The organism is Loktanella sp. D2R18, assembly GCF_003318235.1.
Classification (GTDB): Bacteria; Pseudomonadota; Alphaproteobacteria; order Rhodobacterales; family Rhodobacteraceae; genus Yoonia.
The window spans coordinates 38,067-60,689 of record NZ_QOCG01000016.1 but is presented as its reverse complement, the minus strand read 5'-3'; the positions used below and the strand labels follow the sequence as shown (position 1 = coordinate 60,689).

The 22,623-nt window shown below is 53.7% G+C and carries 23 protein-coding genes and 1 pseudogene; 19 read left to right on the top strand and 5 right to left on the bottom strand.

What is annotated here, in order from left to right; all coding sequences use genetic code 11:
* The first annotated feature begins 134 nt into the window (after nucleotides 1-134).
* From DS901_RS09960 to DS901_RS18980, 4 genes and pseudogenes are all read left to right on the top strand, one after another.
* The gene (locus DS901_RS09960) at nucleotides 135-917 is read left to right on the top strand and encodes a ThuA domain-containing protein (RefSeq protein WP_113776793.1); all 783 of its coding nucleotides are present in this window, start codon (nucleotides 135-137) and stop codon (nucleotides 915-917) included.
* Nucleotides 914-1,963 carry a Gfo/Idh/MocA family protein gene (locus DS901_RS09955; RefSeq protein ID WP_220150230.1) on the top strand — a complete coding sequence of 350 codons (1,050 nt, stop codon included), beginning with the start codon at nucleotides 914-916 and terminating at the stop codon, nucleotides 1,961-1,963. Before DS901_RS09960 ends, DS901_RS09955 begins: the two co-directional genes overlap by 4 nt.
* A 143-nt stretch (nucleotides 1,964-2,106) precedes the next feature.
* Nucleotides 2,107-2,514, top strand: a complete 408-nt coding sequence (locus DS901_RS09950) for a hypothetical protein (RefSeq protein WP_113776792.1) — start codon at nucleotides 2,107-2,109, stop codon at nucleotides 2,512-2,514.
* Nucleotides 2,515-2,605: 91 nt separating this feature from the next.
* Nucleotides 2,606-2,695, top strand: a pseudogene (locus tag DS901_RS18980) (chemotaxis protein MotB); the annotation flags it as partial.
* A 209-nt stretch (nucleotides 2,696-2,904) separates the two neighbouring features.
* On the opposite strand, the gene DS901_RS09940 reads toward DS901_RS18980, so the two are convergent.
* Both DS901_RS09940 and DS901_RS09935 read right to left on the bottom strand, forming a co-directional pair.
* Nucleotides 2,905-3,246 (bottom strand): flagellar protein FlgN, encoded by a 342-nt coding sequence (locus DS901_RS09940; protein ID WP_113776791.1) that lies wholly within the window; start codon nucleotides 3,244-3,246, stop codon nucleotides 2,905-2,907.
* The gene (locus tag DS901_RS09935; RefSeq protein ID WP_113776790.1) at nucleotides 3,239-3,532 is read right to left on the bottom strand and encodes a rod-binding protein; all 294 of its coding nucleotides are present in this window, start codon (nucleotides 3,530-3,532) and stop codon (nucleotides 3,239-3,241) included. The genes DS901_RS09940 and DS901_RS09935 overlap by 8 nt, the downstream gene beginning before the upstream one ends.
* 103 nt (nucleotides 3,533-3,635) lie before the next feature.
* Here DS901_RS09935 and fliK point away from each other — a divergent pair, with 103 nt between their 5' ends.
* Both fliK and DS901_RS09925 read left to right on the top strand, forming a co-directional pair.
* On the top strand, nucleotides 3,636-4,919 hold the full coding sequence (gene fliK, locus DS901_RS09930; RefSeq protein WP_113776789.1) for a flagellar hook-length control protein FliK: 1,284 nt from the start codon (nucleotides 3,636-3,638) through the stop codon (nucleotides 4,917-4,919).
* Between the two features lie 9 nt (nucleotides 4,920-4,928).
* Nucleotides 4,929-5,591: a flagellar hook capping FlgD N-terminal domain-containing protein gene (locus DS901_RS09925; RefSeq protein WP_113776788.1), complete on the top strand. Its 663-nt coding sequence runs from the start codon at nucleotides 4,929-4,931 to the stop codon at nucleotides 5,589-5,591.
* Here DS901_RS09925 and ubiB read toward each other — a convergent pair.
* Complete coding sequence (ubiB, locus tag DS901_RS09920) at nucleotides 5,588-7,117, bottom strand: 2-polyprenylphenol 6-hydroxylase (protein WP_113776787.1); 1,530 nt, start codon at nucleotides 7,115-7,117, stop codon at nucleotides 5,588-5,590. The two genes, DS901_RS09925 and ubiB, sit on opposite strands and share 4 nt — an antisense overlap.
* A 1-nt stretch (nucleotide 7,118) precedes the next feature.
* Nucleotides 7,119-7,871: a bifunctional demethylmenaquinone methyltransferase/2-methoxy-6-polyprenyl-1,4-benzoquinol methylase UbiE gene (gene ubiE / locus DS901_RS09915; RefSeq protein ID WP_113776786.1), complete on the bottom strand. Its 753-nt coding sequence runs from the start codon at nucleotides 7,869-7,871 to the stop codon at nucleotides 7,119-7,121.
* 92 nt (nucleotides 7,872-7,963) lie between these two features.
* On the opposite strand from ubiE, the gene DS901_RS09910 reads away from it, so the two are divergent.
* The 13 genes from DS901_RS09910 to DS901_RS09850 all read left to right on the top strand — a co-directional run bounded on the left by DS901_RS09910 (nucleotide 7,964) and on the right by DS901_RS09850 (nucleotide 21,390).
* Nucleotides 7,964-8,596, top strand: a complete 633-nt coding sequence (locus DS901_RS09910) for a hypothetical protein (RefSeq protein WP_113776785.1) — start codon at nucleotides 7,964-7,966, stop codon at nucleotides 8,594-8,596.
* Nucleotides 8,596-9,447, top strand: coding sequence for a bifunctional DNA-formamidopyrimidine glycosylase/DNA-(apurinic or apyrimidinic site) lyase (mutM, locus tag DS901_RS09905; protein WP_113776784.1), 852 nt, complete (start codon nucleotides 8,596-8,598; stop codon nucleotides 9,445-9,447). The genes DS901_RS09910 and mutM overlap by 1 nt, the downstream gene beginning before the upstream one ends.
* A gap of 62 nt (nucleotides 9,448-9,509) precedes the next feature.
* Nucleotides 9,510-10,286 (top strand): enoyl-CoA hydratase, encoded by a 777-nt coding sequence (locus DS901_RS09900; protein ID WP_113776783.1) that lies wholly within the window; start codon nucleotides 9,510-9,512, stop codon nucleotides 10,284-10,286.
* 119 nt (nucleotides 10,287-10,405) lie between these two features.
* Complete coding sequence (locus DS901_RS09895; RefSeq protein ID WP_113776782.1) at nucleotides 10,406-11,248, top strand: type IV pili methyl-accepting chemotaxis transducer N-terminal domain-containing protein; 843 nt, start codon at nucleotides 10,406-10,408, stop codon at nucleotides 11,246-11,248.
* Nucleotides 11,249-11,500: 252 nt separating this feature from the next.
* Entirely contained in the window at nucleotides 11,501-11,764 is a 264-nt protein-coding gene (gene rpsT, locus DS901_RS09890) for a 30S ribosomal protein S20 (RefSeq protein ID WP_113776781.1), read from the top strand.
* 599 nt (nucleotides 11,765-12,363) lie between these two features.
* Complete coding sequence (gene dnaA / locus DS901_RS09885) at nucleotides 12,364-13,710, top strand: chromosomal replication initiator protein DnaA (protein ID WP_113776780.1); 1,347 nt, start codon at nucleotides 12,364-12,366, stop codon at nucleotides 13,708-13,710.
* Nucleotides 13,711-13,832: 122 nt separating this feature from the next.
* A complete protein-coding gene (gene dnaN / locus DS901_RS09880; RefSeq protein ID WP_113776779.1) occupies nucleotides 13,833-14,951 on the top strand; it encodes a DNA polymerase III subunit beta in 1,119 nt (372 codons plus the stop codon).
* Between the two features lie 61 nt (nucleotides 14,952-15,012).
* Nucleotides 15,013-16,113 carry a DNA replication/repair protein RecF gene (gene recF / locus DS901_RS09875; RefSeq protein WP_113776778.1) on the top strand — a complete coding sequence of 367 codons (1,101 nt, stop codon included), beginning with the start codon at nucleotides 15,013-15,015 and terminating at the stop codon, nucleotides 16,111-16,113.
* Entirely contained in the window at nucleotides 16,110-16,538 is a 429-nt protein-coding gene (locus DS901_RS09870; protein WP_113776777.1) for a VOC family protein, read from the top strand. The genes recF and DS901_RS09870 overlap by 4 nt, the downstream gene beginning before the upstream one ends.
* Nucleotides 16,535-17,155: a LysE family translocator gene (locus DS901_RS09865; RefSeq protein ID WP_113776776.1), complete on the top strand. Its 621-nt coding sequence runs from the start codon at nucleotides 16,535-16,537 to the stop codon at nucleotides 17,153-17,155. Before DS901_RS09870 ends, DS901_RS09865 begins: the two co-directional genes overlap by 4 nt.
* Nucleotides 17,156-17,306: 151 nt before the next feature.
* Complete coding sequence (gyrB, locus tag DS901_RS09860) at nucleotides 17,307-19,721, top strand: DNA topoisomerase (ATP-hydrolyzing) subunit B (RefSeq protein ID WP_113776847.1); 2,415 nt, start codon at nucleotides 17,307-17,309, stop codon at nucleotides 19,719-19,721.
* Nucleotides 19,722-19,846: 125 nt separating this feature from the next.
* Nucleotides 19,847-20,566: an OmpA family protein gene (locus tag DS901_RS09855; protein ID WP_113776775.1), complete on the top strand. Its 720-nt coding sequence runs from the start codon at nucleotides 19,847-19,849 to the stop codon at nucleotides 20,564-20,566.
* A gap of 83 nt (nucleotides 20,567-20,649) precedes the next feature.
* Nucleotides 20,650-21,390, top strand: a complete 741-nt coding sequence (locus DS901_RS09850) for a class I SAM-dependent methyltransferase (protein WP_113776774.1) — start codon at nucleotides 20,650-20,652, stop codon at nucleotides 21,388-21,390.
* Here the strand turns inward: DS901_RS09850 and DS901_RS09845 are convergent.
* Nucleotides 21,387-22,616 (bottom strand): APC family permease, encoded by a 1,230-nt coding sequence (locus tag DS901_RS09845; RefSeq protein ID WP_113776773.1) that lies wholly within the window; start codon nucleotides 22,614-22,616, stop codon nucleotides 21,387-21,389. The genes DS901_RS09850 and DS901_RS09845 overlap by 4 nt on opposite strands.
* Nucleotides 22,617-22,623 lie beyond the last annotated feature (7 nt).

Genomic DNA, 22,623 nt, shown 5'->3' with positions numbered 1-22,623 from the left:
ACCACTGCCCCGATGTGTGCGCTCAGCTATAACGGTGGACTGGTGAAATTGCACCCCATCCGCGTACGGCATCTTGCGTTCAGCGTATCTCTGGCGCAACGTCTCCCAAAGCGCTTTGAGAGGAGGAGACGCCGATGACAATTCGTGTGGTAGTATGGGGCGAGAACGTCCATGAGAAAACCAATAAAGTGGTGTCCGACATCTATCCCGACGGGATGCACAGTGCGATTGCTGCCGCGCTAAACGGCGATGGGGTTCAGGCTGAAACCGCGACGCTACAAGACCCTGAACATGGGCTGCACGAAGAAAGGCTTGGCCAAACGGATGTGTTGCTTTGGTGGGGCCACGCCGCGCATGGTGATGTGTCTGACGAGGTTGTCGAACGTGTCGCTGACCATGTGAATGCGGGTATGGGGCTTATTTTGTTGCATTCCGCGCATTTTGCCAAGATTTTTAAACGCCTTATGGGCACGCCCTGCAACCTGACGTGGCGTGAGGCGGGCGAACGTGAACGGCTATGGGTGACCTCGCGCAATCATCCGATTGCAGCGGGGCTACCCGATCATTTCGAGCTTGAGAACGAAGAAATGTACGGCGAACCTTTTGGCGTGCCTGAACCGCTTGAAACCGTGTTTATCAGTTGGTTCCAAGGCGGCGAGGTGTTCCGTTCGGGGCTGACCTACAAGCGTGGCGCGGGGAATGTTTTCTATTTCCGTCCGGGGCATGAAACCTACCCCACCTATCACGACCCAAATGTGCAGCGCGTTTTGCACAATGCCGTGCGCTGGGCACATAATCCGGCCCCGCGCATTGCCCAAGTGAATGACGCCCCCAACGTGCCTGTTGATCAAGCGCTGGAACCGATCACCGAACGCGGACCGCGTTTGCATCAAGACGGCGAAGAGGGTTTCAAGTGATCCGTGTATTGATCATTGGCACTGGTGGCATGGCGAACCAGCATGCCGAAAGCTATGCCGCGATGGATGGGGTAGAGGTCGTCGCGGGTGTTGATCCGAATGCGCAAAACCTGCATGCATTTAACGCTAAACATGGGATTACCCATGCGTTTGATGATATCCAAGAGGCGCTCGCATGGAGTGAATTTGATGCGGTGTCAAACGTCACGCCCGATGCCATTCACCACGTCACGACCATGCCGTTCCTTGCCGCAGGAAAACATGTACTTTGCGAGAAACCGCTAGCGGTAAACGCCGGTGATGCCGAAGAAATGGCGCGCGCGGCACAGGCTGCCGGCGTGGTGAATATGGTCAATCTCACCTACCGTAATGTGCCCGCGCTGATGCAGGCGGCAGAAATGGTCGCAGCGGGTAAAATCGGGGCTGTGCGTCATTTTGAGGCCTCTTATCTACAAAGCTGGCTGACCCAACCCGCATGGGGCGACTGGCGGGTCGAGGACCAATGGCTCTGGCGGCTGTCCATGCAGCACGGGTCGATGGGCGTCTTGGGTGATGTTGGTGTACATATTTTGGATTTCGCGACATTTGCCGCCGGGTCAGATACGGCGCGCGTGTCCTGTCGGCTCAAGACATTTGAAAAGGCTGCGAGCAATCAGATTGGCGCGTACCCGCTTGATGCCAACGACAGTATGACAATGCAAGTCGCGCTTGAAAACGGCGCAATCGGCGTGATCCACGCCAGCCGGTTTGCCAGCGGTCATATCAACGACCTGCGGTTGCGCTTGTTTGGGACCGATGGCGGGCTTGAGGTGCAGTTCGAAAATGAGATTAGCACATTGCGGTCCTGCATCGGTGGCGACATGCTCACTGCAGCTTGGACTGATGTGTCATTGCGCGCAGTTGCGTCCAATTACACCCGTTTTATTGATGCAATCCGATCCCAAACGCAGGTAAGCCCTGACTTTGCGCGCGGCGCAGCACTACAGCGCGTTTTGGACCGCGCCGTGTGTTCAGACACAGACCACGCGCGCGATCAAGCGGTTTAATTGGGGCACCGTACGGTGCCTCTTTTGACTTTTATTCGCATCCAAGGTTGGTTTCACCGGTGGGCTTTGGCCATTGAGCGGGCTTTTGAACACATTCCGGAAAGGTTTTCACCGTAGCGTTGAGGCGAATGAGAAAGTTTGGCATGAACGATATACTTGTCCCTTTGGCGGCCGCCGATCTGCTTGATCGGATCGTGGTGCTGCAATTGCGCCTAGAAACTGGGGCGCATGAACAGCACCACTCTGTGACCGCAAGGCAAAAAGCGCTGCTTGATCGCTTGGCCGACCGGATATTGCCGCGCGATGACGAACTTGGGCGTATCTGGGGGCGGCTCTATGCGGCGCGGCGAGATCTGCAAGCGCTTGAAGAGGATTTGCGCGCCTGCGATGAACGTGGCGAATTTGGTGTCCCCTTTGTTGCGCTGACACGTGCGTTTTTGGCCGCGCGGGATGCGTTAGATGCCATTCGTGCTGAGATAGATACGCATCTTGGTGCGCCGTTTGTCCCCAAAGGCAGTGTTCTGTTCGAACAAGAGGTCGCTGATCACTAAACCCGCTCAATTTGTCATAAAGCCAATCGTTAAACCTGCCTTCATACCCCTACCGCTATCGATGGTATTGGGTGAACTATGAGGTGGCGAAATGGGTGCAAATTCAAATGCTCCGGTGATTATTAAACGCAAAAAGGTTGTTGGTGGTGGTGGCCACCACGGCGGGGCGTGGAAAGTAGCCATGTTTCATGGTCCTATTTGATGGGCGCTTTTGCGCCGGGTTTGTTCAGGAAACCGCGGATATTCCACGGAATGAAACGTCATTCTGACGATATTTGCTGCGCCGTATTGGGTGGGCAGTTAGCCGTTTTGGCGGTGTCGCTAAGTGACCAAACTTCTATAAACAATGCGTTAACGCCAGTTGTTCAAAAGCTGAAAATTTGATCCAATTTAAGCCTTCTTTTCGATTGCAGGTTGTTGCACTGCAACGATCGCCATTGCCCCGAATTCATCATAGACATGCAGCCCTGTACGCACGTTCTGCAGCGCGTCAATGCGGTTTCGCGCAGATTTAATCCCAGCAATTGCAGCAGCAAACAAACGCTGATTTTCAGTGAGCCCGAGGCGAATCGCTTGCAGGTTTTCTGTCGTGGGCTTCCGGTTTTCGAGGTCTTGAAACTGCGCTGATTTTGTTTCTTCGAGCGCAAGGAGCAGGTGGAATTTTCCTGATAGGAGCGCGGAACGTTCCGCCTCAAGTGTCGTAAAAAGTGATGTGACAACAGAGTCATGCATGCCATTTTGCTTTCATTGCCTCGAATAGAGCCTCGGCAAGGCCGATTCCCCCTGATTTCACCATCTCATTCGCCTGAGATTCGCGCAGGAACGATCCAAAGTGTTCCTCTCCAGCACCGCCTCCGAACGCGCTGACTTGGGTGCCAAGCCCAGTGGACTTTAGCATTTCTGCCAAAAACGATACCTCAAGTTGCTGCGCGGCCTCACGCAGTTTCGCATCGTTTTGTATGTAGTCAGGCAAGGTCGGCGCTGAGCGGGGGGCAGGTAACACTGGGGTGGTTGTCATCGGGTTCTCCGTCAAATTTTTTTCACTTTGCCAGTGATCCGTAAACAATCAGTAAGTATTTCCAGAGAAAAAGAGTGGGTCCATAAATTCAACCGGAGCGCCGATGATACCCTTCTTGCAGCCAGACGCGGCCAATACCAGTGCGCTGACCCCAACCCATGGCGAAACCCTATCGGTTGCCGAAGGGGGGGCGAGGTTTGCCGATTTGCTAGATGGGCTTGCGGCGGGCGAAGGTGCTGAGGGCACGGAACAGGCCGAGGTTGCCGTTGAGCCTGACGCGGCCGAGATCAGCCGAGATCAGGATGATGATGTTCCGTTTGGTGAAATATTGGGAGTGGTGGCGCATCCGGTGCCGCCAAACATGGGGCGCGATGAAGGACAACAAGTTGAGGTCAAGTCTGCTGCCAGTTCTGCGTCCATAGGAAATAAACCATTTTCGCGAGACAGCACCACCGTAAAGGTCCCGCCGATTGAGGTACCTGAGAAACATGAACGGCTCGTTCTTGAAAGACAACGAACACCTTCGCCAGAGCAATCGGGGCCGCACAAAGTTCGGGACATTCCACAAACCGTGATTGGGCTGCAAACTGATACTCGAGATAGGTTAAAGATGGTGCGTGATGATCGTTTTGATATGTCAAAAGCATCGCTAAATGACCGGCTGGGTGTTCAAAAAACAGTGTACAGGGTCGATCAAGACACGTCAAAAATAGCGCAAATCACACCTGGGCTGGGTCCGAAATCGACCGCTGTGGATCAAGGCCGATCTGTACCAAGGCCGCAATTGCAGGAGCTGGCCCCAGCTTCGCATAAAGACCATGTCTCACGCGTGGTTCCTTCCGCAACGACAGCACCTATTGTTGCTGCATTTCAAAGAGAGACGCTCGCTGCATATGGCCCCGCGGTGCCTGCAGAAATTGAACCATTGTTTGTCGCGCAGGCGGATCGCGTCTTGCAGACCCAAGCGCTTGTCAGCCAACCGGCGACGACAGCGCAGGTCGATACGGCCCGTCACGTGGCATCGCAGATTGCTGTTGCGGTGACAGAGCGGTCGGGCCGTCCTACAGAAATTTCACTTAACCCCGAAGAGCTGGGGCGCGTACGGATGACAATGTCCGTGATCGATACGGCCATTACATTGACCATCTCCGCAGAGCGCCAAGAAACAGCGGACCTTCTGCGCAAGCATATTGAGACGCTGAGCCAAGAGTTTCGGGAACTTGGTTACAATGACATCTCATTTTCCTTTGGGCAGCGTGAAAATGCATCGCAGTCACACCAGAGCGCTACTGAAGGTGCATATGATCAAGCCGACGAGGCCGACGAGGTCTTAATTCAACAAGAAATACAGATCGTAAGCATAAGCGGTTTGGACATCAAACTATAGGAGTCTTCCATGGAAGTAACCGATACAACTCAGACCACTGCGACAACGACCACGTCGTCTCCCGCGACGACAACAGGTATCAGCGCGGATTTTGAAATGTTTCTCAATATGTTGACGGTGCAAATGCAAAACCAGGACCCGCTCAATCCGGTCGATTCAACCGATTATGCGACACAGCTTGCAACATTTTCGGGGCTTGAGCAGGCGGTGATGACAAATGATCTGCTTAAAGCGCTTAGCGTGCAGTTAACGTCAGGCGGGCTTGCCGATATGGCTGCCTGGGTCGGCAAAGAGGCGCGCGCCGCGACACCTGCATATTTTGATGGCCAACCCGTCACATTGTCACCGAACCCTGCGGCGCTCGCTGATCATGCCGAAGTTGTCGTGCGCAATGAATTGGGGGTTGAGGTGCAGCGTTTTGAGGTTCCGATTAGTGCTGATCCAATTGAATGGGCGGGTGTGGATACAGGCGGCTACCCATTCGCGGATGGGCTTTATTCTTTCGAACTGACGAGCTCACTTGATGGCGAAATCCTGACCCAAGACGCGGTGGAGGTGTATAGTACCGTCACCGAAGTACGTGCGCAGGCAGGCGAGACGATATTGATCCTAGAAGGTGATGTCGCGGTTGCAACATCACAAGTCAGTGCATTGCGCGATCCGGAGGCCTAAAGAACCGCACTGATCCATACACCAAGCGCTACTAACCCAGCACCAAGAAGCATCCACTTTATGCCATCGGCGATAGTGTTTTGCTGAAGAGGTGGTGTTGGATTGTTGCGGCGGATCAGGGTCTCTTCGGCGATACGGGGCAATTGCGGCCCGAACCGAGACAAGATCATCATGGTTTTGCCGAGATCACGCAGCAATGCCTTTGGTCCAATGCTTTGCTTTATGTAGTTTTCGACAACGGGTTTAGCATCTTGCCAAATGTTCATATGTGGATCAAGCGACCTCGCGACACCTTCAACAACAACCATGGTTCTTTGTAGCAAAATCAATTCGGTACGGGTTTCCATGCCGAAACGTTCGGTCACTTCAAAGAGATAATTCAATAAGCGGGCCATAGAAATATGGCTGGCATCCATTCCAAATATCGGCTCGCCCACAGCGCGCAACGCACGGGCAAATTCGTCGACATCTTGGTCCGCCGGAACATAGCCCGCTTCGAAGTGGACTTCGGCAACGCGCTGATAATCCTTGCGAATGAACCCAAAAAGGATCTCGGCGTAGACCCGGCGGGTGTATTCATCAATCCGCCCCATGATCCCAAAATCATAGGCAATGATATCGCCGTTCGCAGCGACTTTTAGATTGCCTTGATGCATGTCGCCGTGGAAAAAACCGTCGCGCAATGCTTGGTTCAGAAACAACTGCAGCACCCGTGTGGCAAGAACACTGCGGTCAAGGCCGGCGGCGTCAAGCGCTGCATTATCGCCAATACTCCCGCCCTCTGCCCAATCAAGCGTCATCACACGTCGGCTGGACAGGTGCCACCGGATTCGCGGCACTTGAAAGCCTGCGTCACCTTCGGTGTTGGTCGCGAACTCTGCCGCGGCAGAGCTTTCCAACCGCAAATCCAGTTCGCCCATCACGATACCTTCGAAATGGGTGACCACATCTATGGGGCGTAGTCGGCGGGATGATGGTGAAAGAAACTCAATCGCGCGGGCCGCAAAGTAGAAGGCGTCGATGTCTTTGCGAAACGCTTTTTCGATGCCGGGACGCAGGACTTTTACGGCGACGGCTTCGCCGGTGTCTGCCAAATGTGCTTTGTGGACTTGGGCCAATGATGCGGCGGCGACGGGTTCCGAAAATGTGGTGAACAGATCATCGGTTGATGCGCCCAGTTCACTTTGGATCGCGGCCTTGGCCGCAGCCATTGAAAACGGCGGAAGCTGGTCCTGCAAGACCCGTAGTTGTTGCGCCATGTCGTCGCCGACGACATCTGGCCGGGTCGAAAGAACCTGACCGAACTTTATATAGGCAGGACCAAGTGCCGTCAGCGCCCGCGTTGCTGGGGGCATCGACTTGTCGCCTTCATACCCGAGCCACTGGACAGGCCAGACAAGTGCACGCAACGCGATACGCAGAACCGGTCCCGCGTCTAATGCGTCCAGAACAACCTTCATCGCGCCCGTTCGTTCAAACGTCGCACCCGTTCTGATCAGGCGGATAATGTTGTGAGGCCCGCGCATATTAAAGTTTCCAGCCCGAATGCAGCGCCGCAATGCCCAGCGATAGGTTGCGATATTTCGCATTTCCAAAGCCCGCAGTGCGTAGCATCCCCAAGAATGTGTCTTGGTCAGGGAAGTTGCGGATCGATTCGACGAGATATTGGTAACTATCACGGTCGCCCGCAATCAGCTGCCCCATGCGCGGGATGACGTTAAACGAATAGGCGTCATATGCGGCCTGCATCATCGGATTCGGCAGTTGGCTGAATTCCAGAACCATCAAACGTCCGCCGGGTTTGAGCACTCGGTAGGCTTCGTTCAGCGCTTCTTGGGGGCGGGTCACGTTGCGAATGCCAAAGCTGATGGTGTAAACGTCGAATGTGTTGTCATCAAAAGGCAGGGCCATCGCGTCGCCGACAACCCAGTCAAGGCTGTCTGACATGCGTTCGGCTTCGGCGCGTTTGCGGCCCTCGACCAGCATAGATTCGGTAATATCGAGCACGGTCGAATGCCCATGCCCAGCGCGTTTCAAGAAGCGGAACGAAATATCGCCCGTTCCACCCGCCACATCTAGCAGCCGTTGGCCGGGACGCGGAGCCAACCAATCCATCATCGCATCTTTCCAAACCCGGTGAATGCCCACGGACATGACATCATTCATAATGTCATACTTGCTGGCCACGGAGGAAAACACGCCCTGCACGCGGCCTGCTTTGTCGCCTTCTGGCACGGTTTCAAACCCAAAGTGGGTGGTTGTCTCTGGCTTGTCGGTCATGTCAATCTTTCGCCCGAATACTGTCCCAAATGGGTTATACGCAGTTGAGGCAATAGACAAACTGTCAATCTGCCACGGGGGACCGAACAAACATGCTTGGCGCATTTTTTAGTGTTTTTGGGATCATTTTCTGGTTGGCGGTGCTTTGCGGGGGCTATTACTTGTGGTTCCGTTTCAAAAAACGGGTGAATGGTTTTACCAATGTGCGTGACAGCGATGGGCGCGAGGTTGCGCAAACGCGGCTTGCCAAGACACAATTGAGTAATCTGCCCACAGATATAAGTCTCATCGCGGGTGTTGGAAAAAATGCCGCGCCGCAGCAGTCGCTAAATGAAACGGTTTTGCGTCCGACAATCGGTTTGCGGCTGATCAGCCTCGGGGTAAGCGGGGCACTCTTGTGGATGGTGTGGCTAGGCGGCGCAGATTATGTGCCCGATATTCCCTACCTAAAAGTTGGGGTGAGTGTGATCGTCGCCTATAGTCTGCTGTATACGAACCTGTATGAACTTCGGTACGATCAGTACGGCGTTATTCACAAAGATTGGTTCTTTCGCGAGGTTGATTTTGTATGGCACGATGTGGTGTCGCTACGCGATAATGGCCACTATGCATATATTGTGCGCACGGCAGATGGAAAGAAAGCCGAGGTCATGAAATACCTTGTCGGCATTCGCCCTTTCTTGACATATGCGCACGCACAAATCGAAAAGAACTGTGAGTCATAATGCCTGAACTGCCCGAAGTGGAAACCGTCAAAGCAGGGATTTCCCCTGCGATGGAAGGCCAAATGATCGTGGCCGCGGATGTGAACCGCCCTGATCTGCGCTGGCCGTTTCCTGAAAATATGGCGGCGCGGTTGAAAGATACCCGTGTTTTGGGCCTAAGGCGGCGATCAAAATATATTCTGGTGGATTTGGATAGCGGTGAAACGTTGCTTATTCACTTGGGCATGTCGGGGCGCATGTTGGTGTCCGGCGTAAAGGTCGGTGAATTCCATCACCCGCACCCCGTGCCCGCCAAACATGACCATGTTGTGCTGCATATGGAGAACGGTGCGCGGGTTACATTTAACGATGCGCGTCGTTTTGGGGCGATGGACCTGTTGGACACGGCGACCCAAGATGATCATTGGCTCATGCGCGATATTGGCCCGGAACCGTTGGGCAATGCATTTAACGAAACATATCTGATGGGTCGGTTGAAGGGGAAGAACACCCCGATCAAAACTGCACTGCTTGACCAAACCATTGTTGCTGGGTTGGGGAATATTTATGTGTGCGAGGTCTTGTTTCGCGCGGGCATCCACCCCAAGCGTAAAGCTGGACAAATCAGCGCAAAGCGGATTGCGACTTTGGTGCCGTTGATCCGTGAAGTGCTAGAAGAAGCGATCGCTGCAGGTGGGTCCTCATTGCGGGATTTTCGGCAATCAGATGGTGAGTTGGGATATTTTCAACATGTTTTTCGGGTTTACGGACAAGAAGGAAAAACATGCGTAACACCCGGATGTCAAAAGACAATCCAGCGAATCGTACAGTCGGGACGCTCATCTTTCTTTTGCCCGCAATGCCAAAGATAACTTGCGCCGTTTCTCCCCTTTGCTAAGCACTAAGACAATTCGTGGTTACAGAAAGCACAAGCATGGCCTTTGAAAAAATCATTGTCGACATTAGCGATTCAATTGCGACGATCACATTGAACCGCCCCAATGCGATGAATGCCCTGAACGGGCCGTTGTTGCGCGAACTCTGCACGGCGCTGGAACAGGCCGACGCAAACGACAAGGTGCGTTGCATCATCATTGCTGGGTCGGAAAAGGCATTTGCCGCCGGCGCCGACGTTGCCGAAATGGCTGATAAGACGTTTGTTGATATGTACAGCACGCGGTTTTTCGAAAGCGAAACCACCCGTTTTAACAATACCCGCAAACCGATCATTGCCGCCGTTGCTGGATATGCGCTGGGCGGGGGCTGCGAATTGGCCATGATGTGTGATTTCATTATTGCAGCAGATAACGCAAAATTTGGCCAACCTGAAATTAACCTTGGGGTTGTTGCTGGTCTTGGCGGGACGCAACGGTTGACCCGCTTTGTCGGCAAGGCGAAATCGATGGAGATGCATCTGACGGGCCGCTTTATGGATGCGCAAGAGGCAGAAAGCAGCGGGCTTGTCAGCCGCGTGGTTCCTGCAAAAAAATTAATGGCGGAAACACGCGCGACCGCCGAGAAAATCGCGGAGAAGTCCCAAATTGCGGTGATCGCTGCCAAGGAAGCCGTGGATCGAGCTTATGAAACGACCTTGGCTGAAGGTTTAAGTTATGAACGGCGGTTGTTTCAGTCGTTGTTCGCGACAGAAGACCAGTCCGAAGGTATGGCTGCTTTTCTTGAAAAGCGTGAACCCCAATTCCGCGACCGCTAAAGTTCGAATTAAACCCATGATTGCCTTGCTGGTGATGTTTTCAACCTAAGCCATAAAATTATAATCGAATCGAGCGCATTCATTGGTTTGATTCGTTGAGGTTTTAGGAGAGGGAAGACATGTCATATTTTGGGGTGCCGATTCTGTCGGTGGCTTCGGTCGCATTGTCAGTTTTTTTGCAGACAGGTGATGCCAGCGCCGATCAATTTCTGGATCACTTTGTACAGGTTGAACAAAGTAACATTATCACGGACCATGGCGCGGCGAACAGGGTTGTCGCGGCAGATCTTTTGCGGACTCTTTCACAAGAGATACCCGCCGCTGTTTGCTACCTTTCGCATGATGTGGATGTCGAAGAGGCAAGCGACTTGCTCAACGCCAGCGTTGCGCATTTTGATCTTGCGATTGTCGCTTTGCGCGATGGGAATGAGAACCTTGGCATTATCGGCGCAGAGCGCTTGCCGCGGGTTGTGCGTGAAATTAATGAGTTGGTCCACGTATGGGAGCCCATTCATGAGGCTGCCATAAGCGTATTGAACGACCCTCGCGATCTTGACGCGGCGATGCTGGTCTATGCGTCAGCTGACCCAATGCTGGATGCGACCTACCATCTATTGGTGGAAATCGAGGCGGAATATTCCAACCCGGTCGAACTGCTTCAATCGGATATGCTTAATCTCGAAGTGTCCGGGCGCATGGCGATGTTTACCCAGCGTATTGCATATGAATCTTGCCGGACATGGGCAGGAGAGGGCAACGAAGAAATGGTCGCGGATTTGCGTAAAACGATTGGTCATTTTGAAGCGAGCATGGCAGGTTTAACCAACGGGCTACCTGAGCTTGGCCTGCGCCCAGCGCCGACACCTGAAATTGCCGCCTCGCTTGATGATATCGCGCAAGTCTGGTCTGATATTCGTAGAATCTTGGACGCCGTGTCGGCGGGCGAGACAACAAACATCTAAGATCGGGCCGCGCTCTATCATTTGCTGGCTGTGAAGCTGCACAAAATAGAAGAGCTAGAGGAATTGTATCAGGACTATTCAAAGCGCGTATATTGATCTGTAAATTGGCGTTGCATTGTTGATGAAAGTGGCCTATGCGCTGCGGCGTACATGCGTGTGAGGCCCGCTTTGGCCAGAACAACCGGTTCTGAACCCGGTCGGGGCTTATTGCGCTATTGAATTTTAATTTGACCCGACGAAGGGAAAGACCACATGGCAAATACACCACAAGCGAAAAAACGCGCCCGTCAGAACGAAGCACGTTTTGCGGTCAACAAAATGCGCCGTTCACGTATCCGCACATACTTGCGTTTTGTTGAAGAAGCGATTGCTTCTGGCGACAAAGACGCTGCTGCCGCAGCACTGAAGGCAGCACAGCCAGAACTGATGCGCGGTGTTACAAAAGGCGTCGTTCACAAAAACACAGCCGCGCGCAAAATTTCGCGCTTGGCCGCTCGTGTGAAGGCCATCGCCTAAGTCGCCTGATTCTACACTGCCTTAGCGGATTATTGCTAAAAGACGCGTCCGTAACAGGGCGCGTCTTTTTTGCGCAAGTGTTGTGTTTTTGCGCTGAATTTCTCCGATTTCGCGGGCAGATAGATTCTTTTCACGCAATCTTAGAGTCAAGGACGATGTTGTGTTGAAGCCTCCGCGAAGAGCTTGCTAGTTTAGCTGAGCGATTCACATCGTTCCGGGGGGACATGAGGGATTGGCAGCATCTTGGTGCAGAATAGCTTTATTTTTCTGCATTATATTAAACTGTCACGAAATCTCATGCTGCGCTGGCGGGTGCTACATCATTCTTTGTAGCTGCCGCTTACAACGCAGATCTGCACGGTTATCAAAGGCTGCTCTTTGGTGATCTTGTCGGTTATGTTGCCTTGTCTGCCGCTCAGGCGTCTTGCTGCCAATTTTGCTTGGCACGTAAGCGCCCAGGCCTATGAATTTGACAAACGAGACTTGTTTAAGTGGGGACACGCTTAAGCACAGGTGATCTTTTGTCTTTTGAAATATGTGGGTCGTTTGGGGCGAATGCCCCAAAGATGGAGACATGTGTGTGGGGACATATATTTAAGATGACGAACGAAACTTGGGCAAAAGTACAATCAACCTTAAAGACGGCACTTGGGGTGAATAATTTTTCGAGCTGGATTGAACCGCTTGCCTTTTCAGGTATTTCAGCCGGCGTAATGACTTTTCACGTGCCAACAAATTTCATTGGCAACTATGTTTCGCAAAATTTCGGCGACCAGATTATCTATCATATGAACCAGACGGGTGCCTCTGTTCGGCGGCTCGAATTCGCGGTGCCTGCGAAAAACGCACCTGCTGCGGCAGCGCCCAAAGCCGCCCCTGCGCCAAAACCCACGGCGACCGCTGACATTTCTGGCGCGCCGCTTGACCAGCGGTTTACGTTTGACACTTTTGTCGTCGGTAAGCCCAATGAATTGGCCCATGCGGCCGCGCGCCGTGTGGCTGATGGTGGTCCCGTAACGTTTAACCCCTTGTTTTTATACGGCGGCGTCGGGCTTGGGAAAACCCACCTGATGCATGCCATTGCGCACGAACTAAAACAGCGTTCGCCCGAACTGAATGTGCTGTACCTGTCGGCAGAACAGTTCATGTACCGTTTCATTACTGCTTTACGCGAACGTAAAATGATGGACTTCAAACAGCTGTTCCGATCCGTTGACGTGCTGATGGTTGATGATGTGCAGTTCATCGGCGGAAAAGACAGCACCCAAGAAGAGTTTTTTCACACCTTCAACGCGCTGGTTGACGGCCAAAAGCAGATCATCATTTCTGCTGATCGCGCGCCCGGTGAAATCAAAGACCTAGAAGAGCGGATTAAATCACGCCTGCAATGTGGCTTGGTTGTTGATTTACATCCAACTGATTACGAACTGCGTTTGGGTATCCTACAGTCGAAGGTTGATGTATACGCGGCGCAGTACCCGGATCTTGAAATCGTACCGGGTGTTTTGGAATTCCTTGCGCACCGTATTTCAACCAACGTCCGTGTGCTGGAAGGTGCGCTGACCCGCCTGTTCGCGTTTGCCTCGCTTGTGGGGCGTGAAATCACGTTGGAATTGACGCAAGATTGCCTATCGGATGTGCTTAAAGCCTCTGATCGCAAGGTTACCGTTGAAGAAATCCAGCGTAAGGTTTCCGAGCATTACAACATCCGCCTGTCAGATATGATTGGTCCAAAACGCGTGCGCAACTATGCCCGCCCACGTCAGATTGCGATGTTCTTGGCCAAGCGTATGACCAGCCGGTCACTGCCCGAAATCGGGCGCCGTTTTGGTGGCCGTGACCACACAACTGTCATGCACGGCGTAAAGCGGATCGAAGAACTGAAAGTCACCGATAGCCAAATCGCGGATGACCTTGAACTACTGCGGCGCGCTCTCGAGGAGTAACCTCGCTTGACGCGGCTGCGCCCATCGTTAACAGTCAAATAAAAGTACTTGAGCCGCCGGGGAAATGCAGTACATTTCCCGTCCCGGCGGCCAAGCCACCAAGATATGCGGAGCATTGGGACATGAAATTTAGCATCGAACGCGCAGCCTTGCTAAAGGCGGTTGCACAGGCCCAATCTGTTGTTGAGCGGCGCAACACAATCCCGATCCTCGCCAACGTGCTGATCGAGGCCGAAGGCGCCGAGGTGCAGTTCCGCGCAACCGACCTTGATATCGAAGTTGTCGATCGTGCCCCCGCCGTGGTGGAACGCCCCGGTGCGACCACAGTGTCGGCGGTTACGTTGAACGAAATTGTCCGCAAACTGCCCGATGGCGCACTGGTGTCATTGACAGAAGATGGTGCATCCGGGCGTCTTACAATCGAAGCAGGGCGGTCGAATTTCTCGCTCGCGACATTGCCCAAAGAAGATTTCCCAGTGATGGCGACATCGGAATACGCGGCGAATTTTGCAGCGCCTGCGCCTGTGCTGCGTCGTTTGTTCGATAAATCGAAATTCGCGATCTCGACCGAAGAAACGCGGTATTACCTGAACGGCGTTTACATGCATGTCGCCGAAAGCGATGGCGGCAAGGTGCTGCGCTGCGTGGCGACCGATGGCCACCGTTTGGCGCGGATCGATGCTGAACTGCCCGAAGGGGCCGCCGAAATGGCTGGGGTTATTGTCCCACGTAAAACCGTGGGTGAGCTGCGTAAGCTGCTGGACGACGACGAAATGAAAATCGCGGTGTCGGTCTCTGAAACCAAGATTCGTTTCGCCACACCAGACATCACATTGATTTCAAAGGTAATCGACGGAACTTTCCCCGATTACACACGTGTCATTCCGCAAGGCAACACACGCCGGATGGAAGTTGACGCAAGCGAATTTGCGAAAGCCGTCGACCGCGTTGCAACGGTGTCGTCTGAACGGTCGCGTGCGGTAAAACTATCGCTGGACGAAGACCGTTTGATTCTATCCGTGAATGCGCCAGATAGCGGCGCCGCCGAAGAAGAACTGGCCGTAGCCTACGGCGATGAGCGGTTAGAAATTGGGTTTAACGCGAAATATCTGTTGGAAATTGCCAGCCAAGTAGATCGCGAAAACGCGGTGTTCATGTTCAATTCATCGGGTGATCCGACTTTGATGCGCGAAGGCAATGATATGTCAGCAGTTTATGTTGTCATGCCGATGCGGGTTTGACGGGCCTGAAAATTCGTAGAATTTTTGCTCAAAGGTTTGTGCAAAACCTTTGCCGACAGATATGACAGGCCTTTCTTTCTCTCAGGTGGTGCTTTCGCACTTTCGGTCGCATAAACGGGTTGTGCTTGACCTTGATCCGCGTCCGCTTGCACTGTTTGGGCCCAACGGTGCGGGCAAAACTAACCTGATTGAAGCCTTGTCGCTTTTGTCGCCGGGGCGTGGTTTGCGCCGGGCTGCGACAGATGATTTGACCCGCCGCCCTGAAGCATTGGGGTGGAAAATCACGGCGAATTTGCAATCACTGCAACAAACGCATGAGCTTGAAACGTGGGCCGAGGCTGGCGCAGCACGTCAGCTTCGCATCGACGGGAAATCTGCACCGCAAGTCGCGCTTGGCCGGGTCGCGCGTATACTTTGGCTGGTGCCCGCGATGGATCGGCTTTGGATCGAAGGGGCCGATGGGCGACGACGGTTTTTGGACCGCGCGACGCTCAGTTTTGAACCGCATCACGCCGAGGCAGTTTTGTCGTATGAAAAATCCATGCGTGAACGGAATCGATTGCTCAAAGACATGGTGCGCGACGCGCATTGGTACACCGCGCTTGAATCGCAAATGGCTGAGGCGGGCGCCGTGATCCAAGCAAACCGGGAACGCACGATCGTGGCCTTGTCCAGAGCGCAAGACGCCGCAACAACTGCTTTTCCTACGGCGACACTAACCCTGACCACCCCGGACCCGATCGCTGAAGATATGCGCGCGATGCTTGCCGACAATCGCAACCGCGACATGGCCGCCGGACGCACGTTGGTTGGACCGCACCGCGCTGACTTGCAAGCAGTGTTTGCTGACAAAGGTGTTGATGCAAAGGACTGCTCGACGGGCGAACAAAAGGCATTGTTGATCAGTCTCATTTTGGCCAACTGTCGTGCGCTGTCGGATGATTTTGGCGCACCGCCGATTTTGTTGCTTGATGAGGTCGCAGCCCATCTTGACGCCACACGTCGCGCAGCACTTTATGATGAAATCTGCAATCTTGGTGCGCAGGCATTTATGACGGGCACCGGGGAAGAATTATTTGCGGAACTGGGCGATCGTGCCCAATATGCCGAAGTGACCGAAGTCGAAGGGCAATCGACCCTGACCCGAAAGGAAAGCCAATGACACCGCAGCGCGTGACCTTGATTACTTTAGGTGTCGCCGATTTAACCCGCGCCAAGGCTTTTTATGCGGCGCTGGGGTGGGAACCAACCTCGGAAACTGAAACCGTTGTTTTCTATCAGATTAACGGCATGGTTTTGGGGTTCTTCGGCCTAGATTCACTGGCCGAAGATCAGGGGCGATCAGGCGCCACTCTTGGGACAGGTGCGATGACGCTTGCGCAAAGCTTTGAATCCGAAGGCGAGGTCGATTCAGCTTACGCCGCCGCGCTGGACGCAGGCGCAACGGCACTGAAATCCCCGGAAAAGGTATTTTGGGGCGGGTATTCAGGGTATTATGCGGATCCTGACGGGCACGTCTGGGAAGTTGCATATAACCCATTTTGGCCACTGAATTCCGACGGCAGCCTGACTTTGCCTGCAGAATGACCGTCTCAGCCTATGATCTGCTGCTGTACGCAGGCGCGCTATTCGTGCTGTTTTTGACACCCGGCCCGGTGTGGGTCGCGCTTTTGGCCCGGTCGATGTCAGGCGGGTTCCAAGCCGCCTGGCCGCTGGCCATGGGCGTAGCAATTGGCGATATCCTGTGGCCGCTGGTTGCCGTATTGGGCGTAAGCTGGCTGGTGTCGGAATTTACATGGTTCATGGATGTGCTGCGCTGGGTCGCAGTCGTCGTGTTTTTGTTGATGGGCGTTCTCTTGATCCGATCGGCGGATAAGTCCCTGTCGAGCAACAGCCGCTTGACCCGCCCCGGCATGTGGGCGGGGTTCGTTGCTGGATTGGCCGTGATCATAGGGAACCCGAAGGCGGCGCTGTTTTACATGGGTATCTTGCCGGGGTTCTTTGATCTGACGCAGATGGCAGTGCTAGATATCGTGGCGATCTGCACGCTAAGCTTTGTCGTGCCGTTGATGGGCAACCTGATCCTTGGGCTTAGTGTGGACAAGGTGCGCGGGTTGCTAAAATCACCTGTCGCCGTGCGGCGGATGAACCTGATCGCGGGCTGGCTTTTGATCGGCGTTGGCTGCGTTATTGCGCTGACCTAGGCGCAAATTTAGGCCAACGACAGTCACTCTTTTTTGCGCCACATTTGCGGTAACCAATGATCGGCTAAAAACCACAAAATCTTGTGTCAGTTGCGTGACAACCATGTGTAAATCGCATATATTTTGCGCATAGTGACACGGGAAAATGCATATGGTCGACGACACCAAAAAACCAGATGACTACGGCGCCGATTCGATTAAGGTTCTCAAAGGCTTAGAGGCGGTTCGTAAGCGCCCTGGTATGTACATCGGGGACACGGATGACGGCTCTGGCTTGCACCATATGGTGTACGAGGTCGTGGACAACGGAATTGATGAGGCTTTGGCCGGTCATGCCGATCATGTTTATGTGAATATTAACGCTGATGGGTCGGTCACCGTTGGCGACAACGGCCGCGGGATCCCCGTGGGTATCCACGAAGAAGAAGGCGTCTCTGCCGCCGAAGTAATCATGACTCAGCTTCACGCGGGCGGTAAATTCGACAGCAATTCCTATAAGGTTTCTGGCGGTTTGCACGGTGTTGGCGTGTCGGTTGTGAATGCCCTGTCTGATTTCCTTGAACTGCGCATCTGGCGGGACGGCAAAGAACATTACGCCCGTTTTGAGGGTGGTTTCACCACCGAACACTTGAAAGTCATGGGCGAGGCCGACGGGCGCAAAGGCACCGAGGTTACATTCCTTGCCTCGACCGAAACTTTCAGTAACCGTGATTTTGAATTTAACATTCTTGAAAAACGCCTGCGTGAACTCGCATTCTTGAATTCGGGCGTGCGGATCATTTTGCAGGATTTACGCCCCGCTGAGCCGTTGAAGGCGGACCTATTCTATGACGGGGGCGTCAAAGAATTTGTGAAATACCTCGATCGGTCGAAAACGCCTTTGATGGAAGAACCGATCTATGTGACCGGGGAACGCGATGACATCGGGGTTGAGGTCGCGATGTGGTGGAATGACAGCTACAATGAAATGGTGCTGCCGTTTACGAACAACATTCCACAGCGCGATGGCGGCACGCATTTGGCTGGCTTCCGTGGGGCCTTGACCCGTGCGATTTCGAAATATGCAACGGAAACCGGCATTTCCAAGAAAGAGAAAGTCTCGCTAACCGGCGATGACGCGCGTGAAGGTTTGACCTGTGTGCTGTCTGTCAAAGTACCTGATCCAAAATTCTCAAGCCAAACCAAAGATAAGTTGGTCAGCTCTGAGGTCCGCCCCGCGGTTGAAAACCTGATGGGTGAGAAACTGAACGAATGGTTTGAGGAAAACCCTGCGATCGCCAAATCGATCATTAGCAAAATCGTCGAAGCTGCTGCCGCGCGCGAAGCAGCCCGTAAGGCCCGTGAAATTCGGCGCAAATCGGCGATGGATGTGAATTTCAATGCCTCTAAGCTGAAGGATTGCTCTGAAAAAGACCCATCCAAAACCGAAGTTTTCCTCGTGGAGGGTGATTCTGCTGGTGGGTCTGCTCAAACAGGGCGCGACCGTCAAACACAGGCGATTTTGCCGTTGAAAGGTAAAATCCTGAACGTCGAACGTGCGCGTTTTGACCGGATGTTGAATTCTCAAGAAATCGGCACATTGGTCATGGCGCTGGGGACAGGCATTGGTCGCGACGAATTTAACATCGACAAGTTACGTTACCACAAGGTCATCATTATGACCGATGCTGACGTTGATGGCGCGCATATTCGGACTCTTTTGCTCACGTTCTTCTTCCGTCAAATGCCCGAACTGATCGAAGGTGGGTACCTGTATATTGCGCAACCGCCGCTTTATAAGGTTTCACGCGGGAAGTCCGAAGTGTATCTTAAAGATCAGGCCGCCATGGATGAATACCTGATCGAACAGGGTATCGATGGCGCCATGCTGCGCCAAGGCAACGGCGAAGAAATTGCGGGTGCCGACCTGCGCCGTGTGGTTGATCTTGCTCGTCAGATGAAACGCGTTTTGGATGCATTCCCGACGCATTACCCACGCCATATTCTCGAACAAGCGGCCATCGCAGGTGCCTTTGTGCCGGGCGTCGTCGAAAGCGACCTGCAGGGTACGGCCGACCGCGTCGCCGCGCGTCTGAACCTGATCGCGCTTGAATGGGAACGGGGCTGGCAGGGACGTATTACCCAAGACAAAGGCATGCGTTTGGCCCGTATTTTGCGCGGGGTCGAAGAAGTCCGCACGCTGGATGGCGGTATGCTACGGTCGGGCGAAGCCCGCAAAACCGGCAGCTTTACCCAAAGCTTGCAAGAGGTCTACGACTTGCCTGCAACACTTGTCCGTAAAGATCGCAGCCAATTGATTCACGGCCCGCTTGATCTGTTGAAAGCGATTTTGGAGGAAGGCGAAAAAGGTCTTTCACTGCAACGCTACAAAGGCTTGGGCGAAATGAACCCAGATCAACTTTGGGAGACGACACTGGACCCTGACGCGCGCACATTGTTGCAAGTAAAGGTCGAAGATGTCGCCGAAGCGGATGATCTGTTCACCAAGCTGATGGGTGATGTGGTCGAGCCACGGCGCGAATTTATCCAAAACAACGCGCTGAACGTCGAACATTTGGATTTCTAGTCACGATCTACCCGCGTCAGGCTTTGAAACATAGTCTGACGCGGAAATGATTTAGCTTTATTTCCGTTTTTTCGGTGCCTGCAGTACCTCTGTTCCAAACACAATATTTGTATGGAGCATCCCCAATGCACAATTACTCTCTATCTACCCTTGCCCTTTTGGTCGCTGTTTCCGGCGGTGTGCTGCACGCCCAAGATGCCGATGCAGATGCAACCGAGCCAGAATTCACACCAGAACTCATCGAAGAATTGATCGCCGAAGACATGGCTGATGCTGATGCAGTGGTCGAGGAAATGGCTGAAGATGAGACGATGGCTGACGATGTGGCCGAGGGTGACGCCATGAGTGAGGAAATGGCAGAAGACGCAATGACAGATGAGGCGACCGAAGCCGATGCATTGGCTGAGGAAACCCCTGATCTTGCAGCAATTGCTGCCGCGGACCCTGCGCTTGATGTGCGCGTGAACGCAGAAGGCGAAGTTGACGCGATGGTTATGCTGTCAGACGTCTTGTTTGCATTTGGTGATGCAACCCTTGAACCCGCAGCACTTGATGTTCTTGCGGGTGTCGCCGAAAAACTTGATGGCGTTGGCGCGCTTGAGATCACAGGGCACACGGATGCGGTTGGGGATGATGCATATAATCTTGCGCTTGGGCAACGGCGTGCGGATGCGGTGCGTGACTGGCTGATTGCAAACACTGACCTGACGGCTGATATCCTGACGGCCCAAGGGGTAGGCGAGGCCGATCCTATTCTTCCAAATCTCAACGACGACGGTACCGATAATCCCGAAGGGCGTGCCGCAAACCGCCGTGTCGAATTCACAATTCCTGACGCGGGCTAACGTCCGGGGGTGTGGAAATTCCTTGCGTTACGATGCGTGTCCCCTAGGGTCACGCATATTTAAGTGACGTAGGGATAACGATAATGGACAATTTTAGGCCCGACACTTTTGGGAAACTGAACGCTACCGACTATGACGCGCAACACGACCCCGGCACGACTGATTCAACCGTCGCATTGATTGCGGGTTTGGTCCCAACTGGCGGCGCGGTGCTTGAACTAGCCATTGGGACAGGCCGCGTTGCATTGCCGTTGTCACAGATGGGATTTGCCGTTTCGGGGATCGAAGCCTCAGCCGAAATGGTCGCCAAGATGCGCGCGAAACCCGGCGGTGACGCGATCCCCACCGTGATTGGCGATATGGCCGAGGTTGATATTGAAGGTCGGTTTGATCATATATTTTTGGTCTTTAACACATTGTTCAATCTACCAAGCCAAGAGGCCCAGATCAGGTGCTTTGAAAACGTATTCAAGCATTTGAAACCCGGCGGGACGTTTCTGATCGAAGCTTTTGTGCCCAATTTTACAGGGTTCACGGAAAATCAACGGGTCAAAACAAAGCAGTTAGAGCTAGATCGGCTGTGTATTGAGGCCGTGACAAATGATCCGGTCGCACAGGTCTTGGCGTTTCAGCGTGTTCACATCACCGCGGACGGAATGAAGCTGGTGCCGCTTCCCATGCGCTATGCTTACCCCGCTGAAATCGACCTGATGGCACGTTTGGCCGGGCTTCGGCGCAAACACCGTTGGGGTGGCTGGGATAAACAGGATTTTGACGCCGACAGTACCTTCCACGTCTCGGTCTATGAAAAACCGTTCAGCTAGTTGATCCAGATCGGCCCCAGCAGCAGAAGCATGCAACTGATCGCCCCTATGATCGGAAAGATGATTGAGACCGTAAAGATATGGTCTGGGGCGGGGTCGCCTCTGCGTTTGACGTGGACTAAGGCGACGTTGACCAAGAAAAATACCGCCAAGATAATCTGCGACGTGAGCGAGACGAGGAAATCGAGCGGCACGGCAAGTGCCGCAAGGAGAACGATGACAGTAATAATAACCGTGGCATTAAGAGGGGTGCGTCTGCTTGGTGAGATTTGCGCCAACTTGGCGGGCAATCGCCCATGTTTGGCCAGCCCGTAAGCCACGCGCGCTGCCATGATAATTTCGATCACGACGCCGTTCATCGTCGCGACAATCGCGACGAGGGTGATGGTCACGGGCGAGACGCCGGTGAGCCGTTCAAACAGCAATCCTATCGGTGCTTTTGATGCGATCAGATCATCTTGGGGTACGGCGCGCACGGCGACAAGCATCACCAAGAAATAGATCACGGTGACCGACACCAGTGATATGCCAATGGCCCATGGCATTGTTTTATTGGGGTTCTTTGTTTCTTCGACCATATTGACGACGTCGTCAAACCCGATGAATGCAAAAAACGCAATCAAGCTGGCACCAAGAACAGCCGCCATCGCGGGGCCGTCGCCGAGCGGTGGTATGACCTGACCCAATTCCGACAGCATTGCCGGATCAGCGCGGTAGCCGGCCGCGATAATAACGAGCAGCCCAAGGACTTCGATCACCGTCAAAATCGCCGCAAACATGACCGATTGATGGACCCCGCGCGCGGCAATCCATCCCATCGTGACGACAATCGCAACGACGATAACAGGCTCCGGCAATGAAACGAGCGCAGCAACATATCCTGCGCAGCCAAGGCTGATCGCTGCTGCTGATATCGTTGCCGCAAAGATGATTGACAGGCCGACGGCCAATGTCAGCCAAGACCACCCAAACGCCGCATCCACATAAAGCGCCTCGCCGGCGCTAAGCGGAATACGTCCCGAAAACTCAGCAAAGCTGAGCGCGCTGAAGCTCATGACAAATGCAGCGACCAAGAATGCCGCAGGGGCATAAACACCTGCGACCGCAGCGGTTTCACCGATTAGCACATAGATCCCGGCGCCAATGGTGATGCCCAACCCATAAAGCACAAGTAATGGCAGCCCGATTGCACGCTTTAGCGTCGGTGGGTTTGGTTCAGGCGGCACTGCTCAA

What these genes read in the sequence shown, in the direction of transcription:
- DS901_RS09960 (WP_113776793.1), top strand. Translation starts at nt 135, where the DNA reads ATGACAATTCGTGTGGTAGTATGGGGCGAGAACGTCCATGAGAAAACC.
- DS901_RS09950 (WP_113776792.1), top strand. Translation starts at nt 2,107, where the DNA reads ATGAACGATATACTTGTCCCTTTGGCGGCCGCCGATCTGCTTGATCGG.
- DS901_RS09940 (WP_113776791.1), bottom strand. Translation starts at nt 3,246, where the DNA reads ATGCATGACTCTGTTGTCACATCACTTTTTACGACACTTGAGGCGGAA.
- DS901_RS09935 (WP_113776790.1), bottom strand. Translation starts at nt 3,532, where the DNA reads ATGACAACCACCCCAGTGTTACCTGCCCCCCGCTCAGCGCCGACCTTG.
- fliK (WP_113776789.1), top strand. Translation starts at nt 3,636, where the DNA reads ATGATACCCTTCTTGCAGCCAGACGCGGCCAATACCAGTGCGCTGACC.
- DS901_RS09925 (WP_113776788.1), top strand. Translation starts at nt 4,929, where the DNA reads ATGGAAGTAACCGATACAACTCAGACCACTGCGACAACGACCACGTCG.
- ubiB (WP_113776787.1), bottom strand. Translation starts at nt 7,117, where the DNA reads ATGCGCGGGCCTCACAACATTATCCGCCTGATCAGAACGGGTGCGACG.
- ubiE (WP_113776786.1), bottom strand. Translation starts at nt 7,871, where the DNA reads ATGACCGACAAGCCAGAGACAACCACCCACTTTGGGTTTGAAACCGTG.
- DS901_RS09910 (WP_113776785.1), top strand. Translation starts at nt 7,964, where the DNA reads ATGCTTGGCGCATTTTTTAGTGTTTTTGGGATCATTTTCTGGTTGGCG.
- mutM (WP_113776784.1), top strand. Translation starts at nt 8,596, where the DNA reads ATGCCTGAACTGCCCGAAGTGGAAACCGTCAAAGCAGGGATTTCCCCT.
- DS901_RS09900 (WP_113776783.1), top strand. Translation starts at nt 9,510, where the DNA reads ATGGCCTTTGAAAAAATCATTGTCGACATTAGCGATTCAATTGCGACG.
- DS901_RS09895 (WP_113776782.1), top strand. Translation starts at nt 10,406, where the DNA reads ATGTCATATTTTGGGGTGCCGATTCTGTCGGTGGCTTCGGTCGCATTG.
- rpsT (WP_113776781.1), top strand. Translation starts at nt 11,501, where the DNA reads ATGGCAAATACACCACAAGCGAAAAAACGCGCCCGTCAGAACGAAGCA.
- dnaA (WP_113776780.1), top strand. Translation starts at nt 12,364, where the DNA reads ATGACGAACGAAACTTGGGCAAAAGTACAATCAACCTTAAAGACGGCA.
- dnaN (WP_113776779.1), top strand. Translation starts at nt 13,833, where the DNA reads ATGAAATTTAGCATCGAACGCGCAGCCTTGCTAAAGGCGGTTGCACAG.
- recF (WP_113776778.1), top strand. Translation starts at nt 15,013, where the DNA reads ATGACAGGCCTTTCTTTCTCTCAGGTGGTGCTTTCGCACTTTCGGTCG.
- DS901_RS09870 (WP_113776777.1), top strand. Translation starts at nt 16,110, where the DNA reads ATGACACCGCAGCGCGTGACCTTGATTACTTTAGGTGTCGCCGATTTA.
- DS901_RS09865 (WP_113776776.1), top strand. Translation starts at nt 16,535, where the DNA reads ATGACCGTCTCAGCCTATGATCTGCTGCTGTACGCAGGCGCGCTATTC.
- gyrB (WP_113776847.1), top strand. Translation starts at nt 17,307, where the DNA reads ATGGTCGACGACACCAAAAAACCAGATGACTACGGCGCCGATTCGATT.
- DS901_RS09855 (WP_113776775.1), top strand. Translation starts at nt 19,847, where the DNA reads ATGCACAATTACTCTCTATCTACCCTTGCCCTTTTGGTCGCTGTTTCC.
- DS901_RS09850 (WP_113776774.1), top strand. Translation starts at nt 20,650, where the DNA reads ATGGACAATTTTAGGCCCGACACTTTTGGGAAACTGAACGCTACCGAC.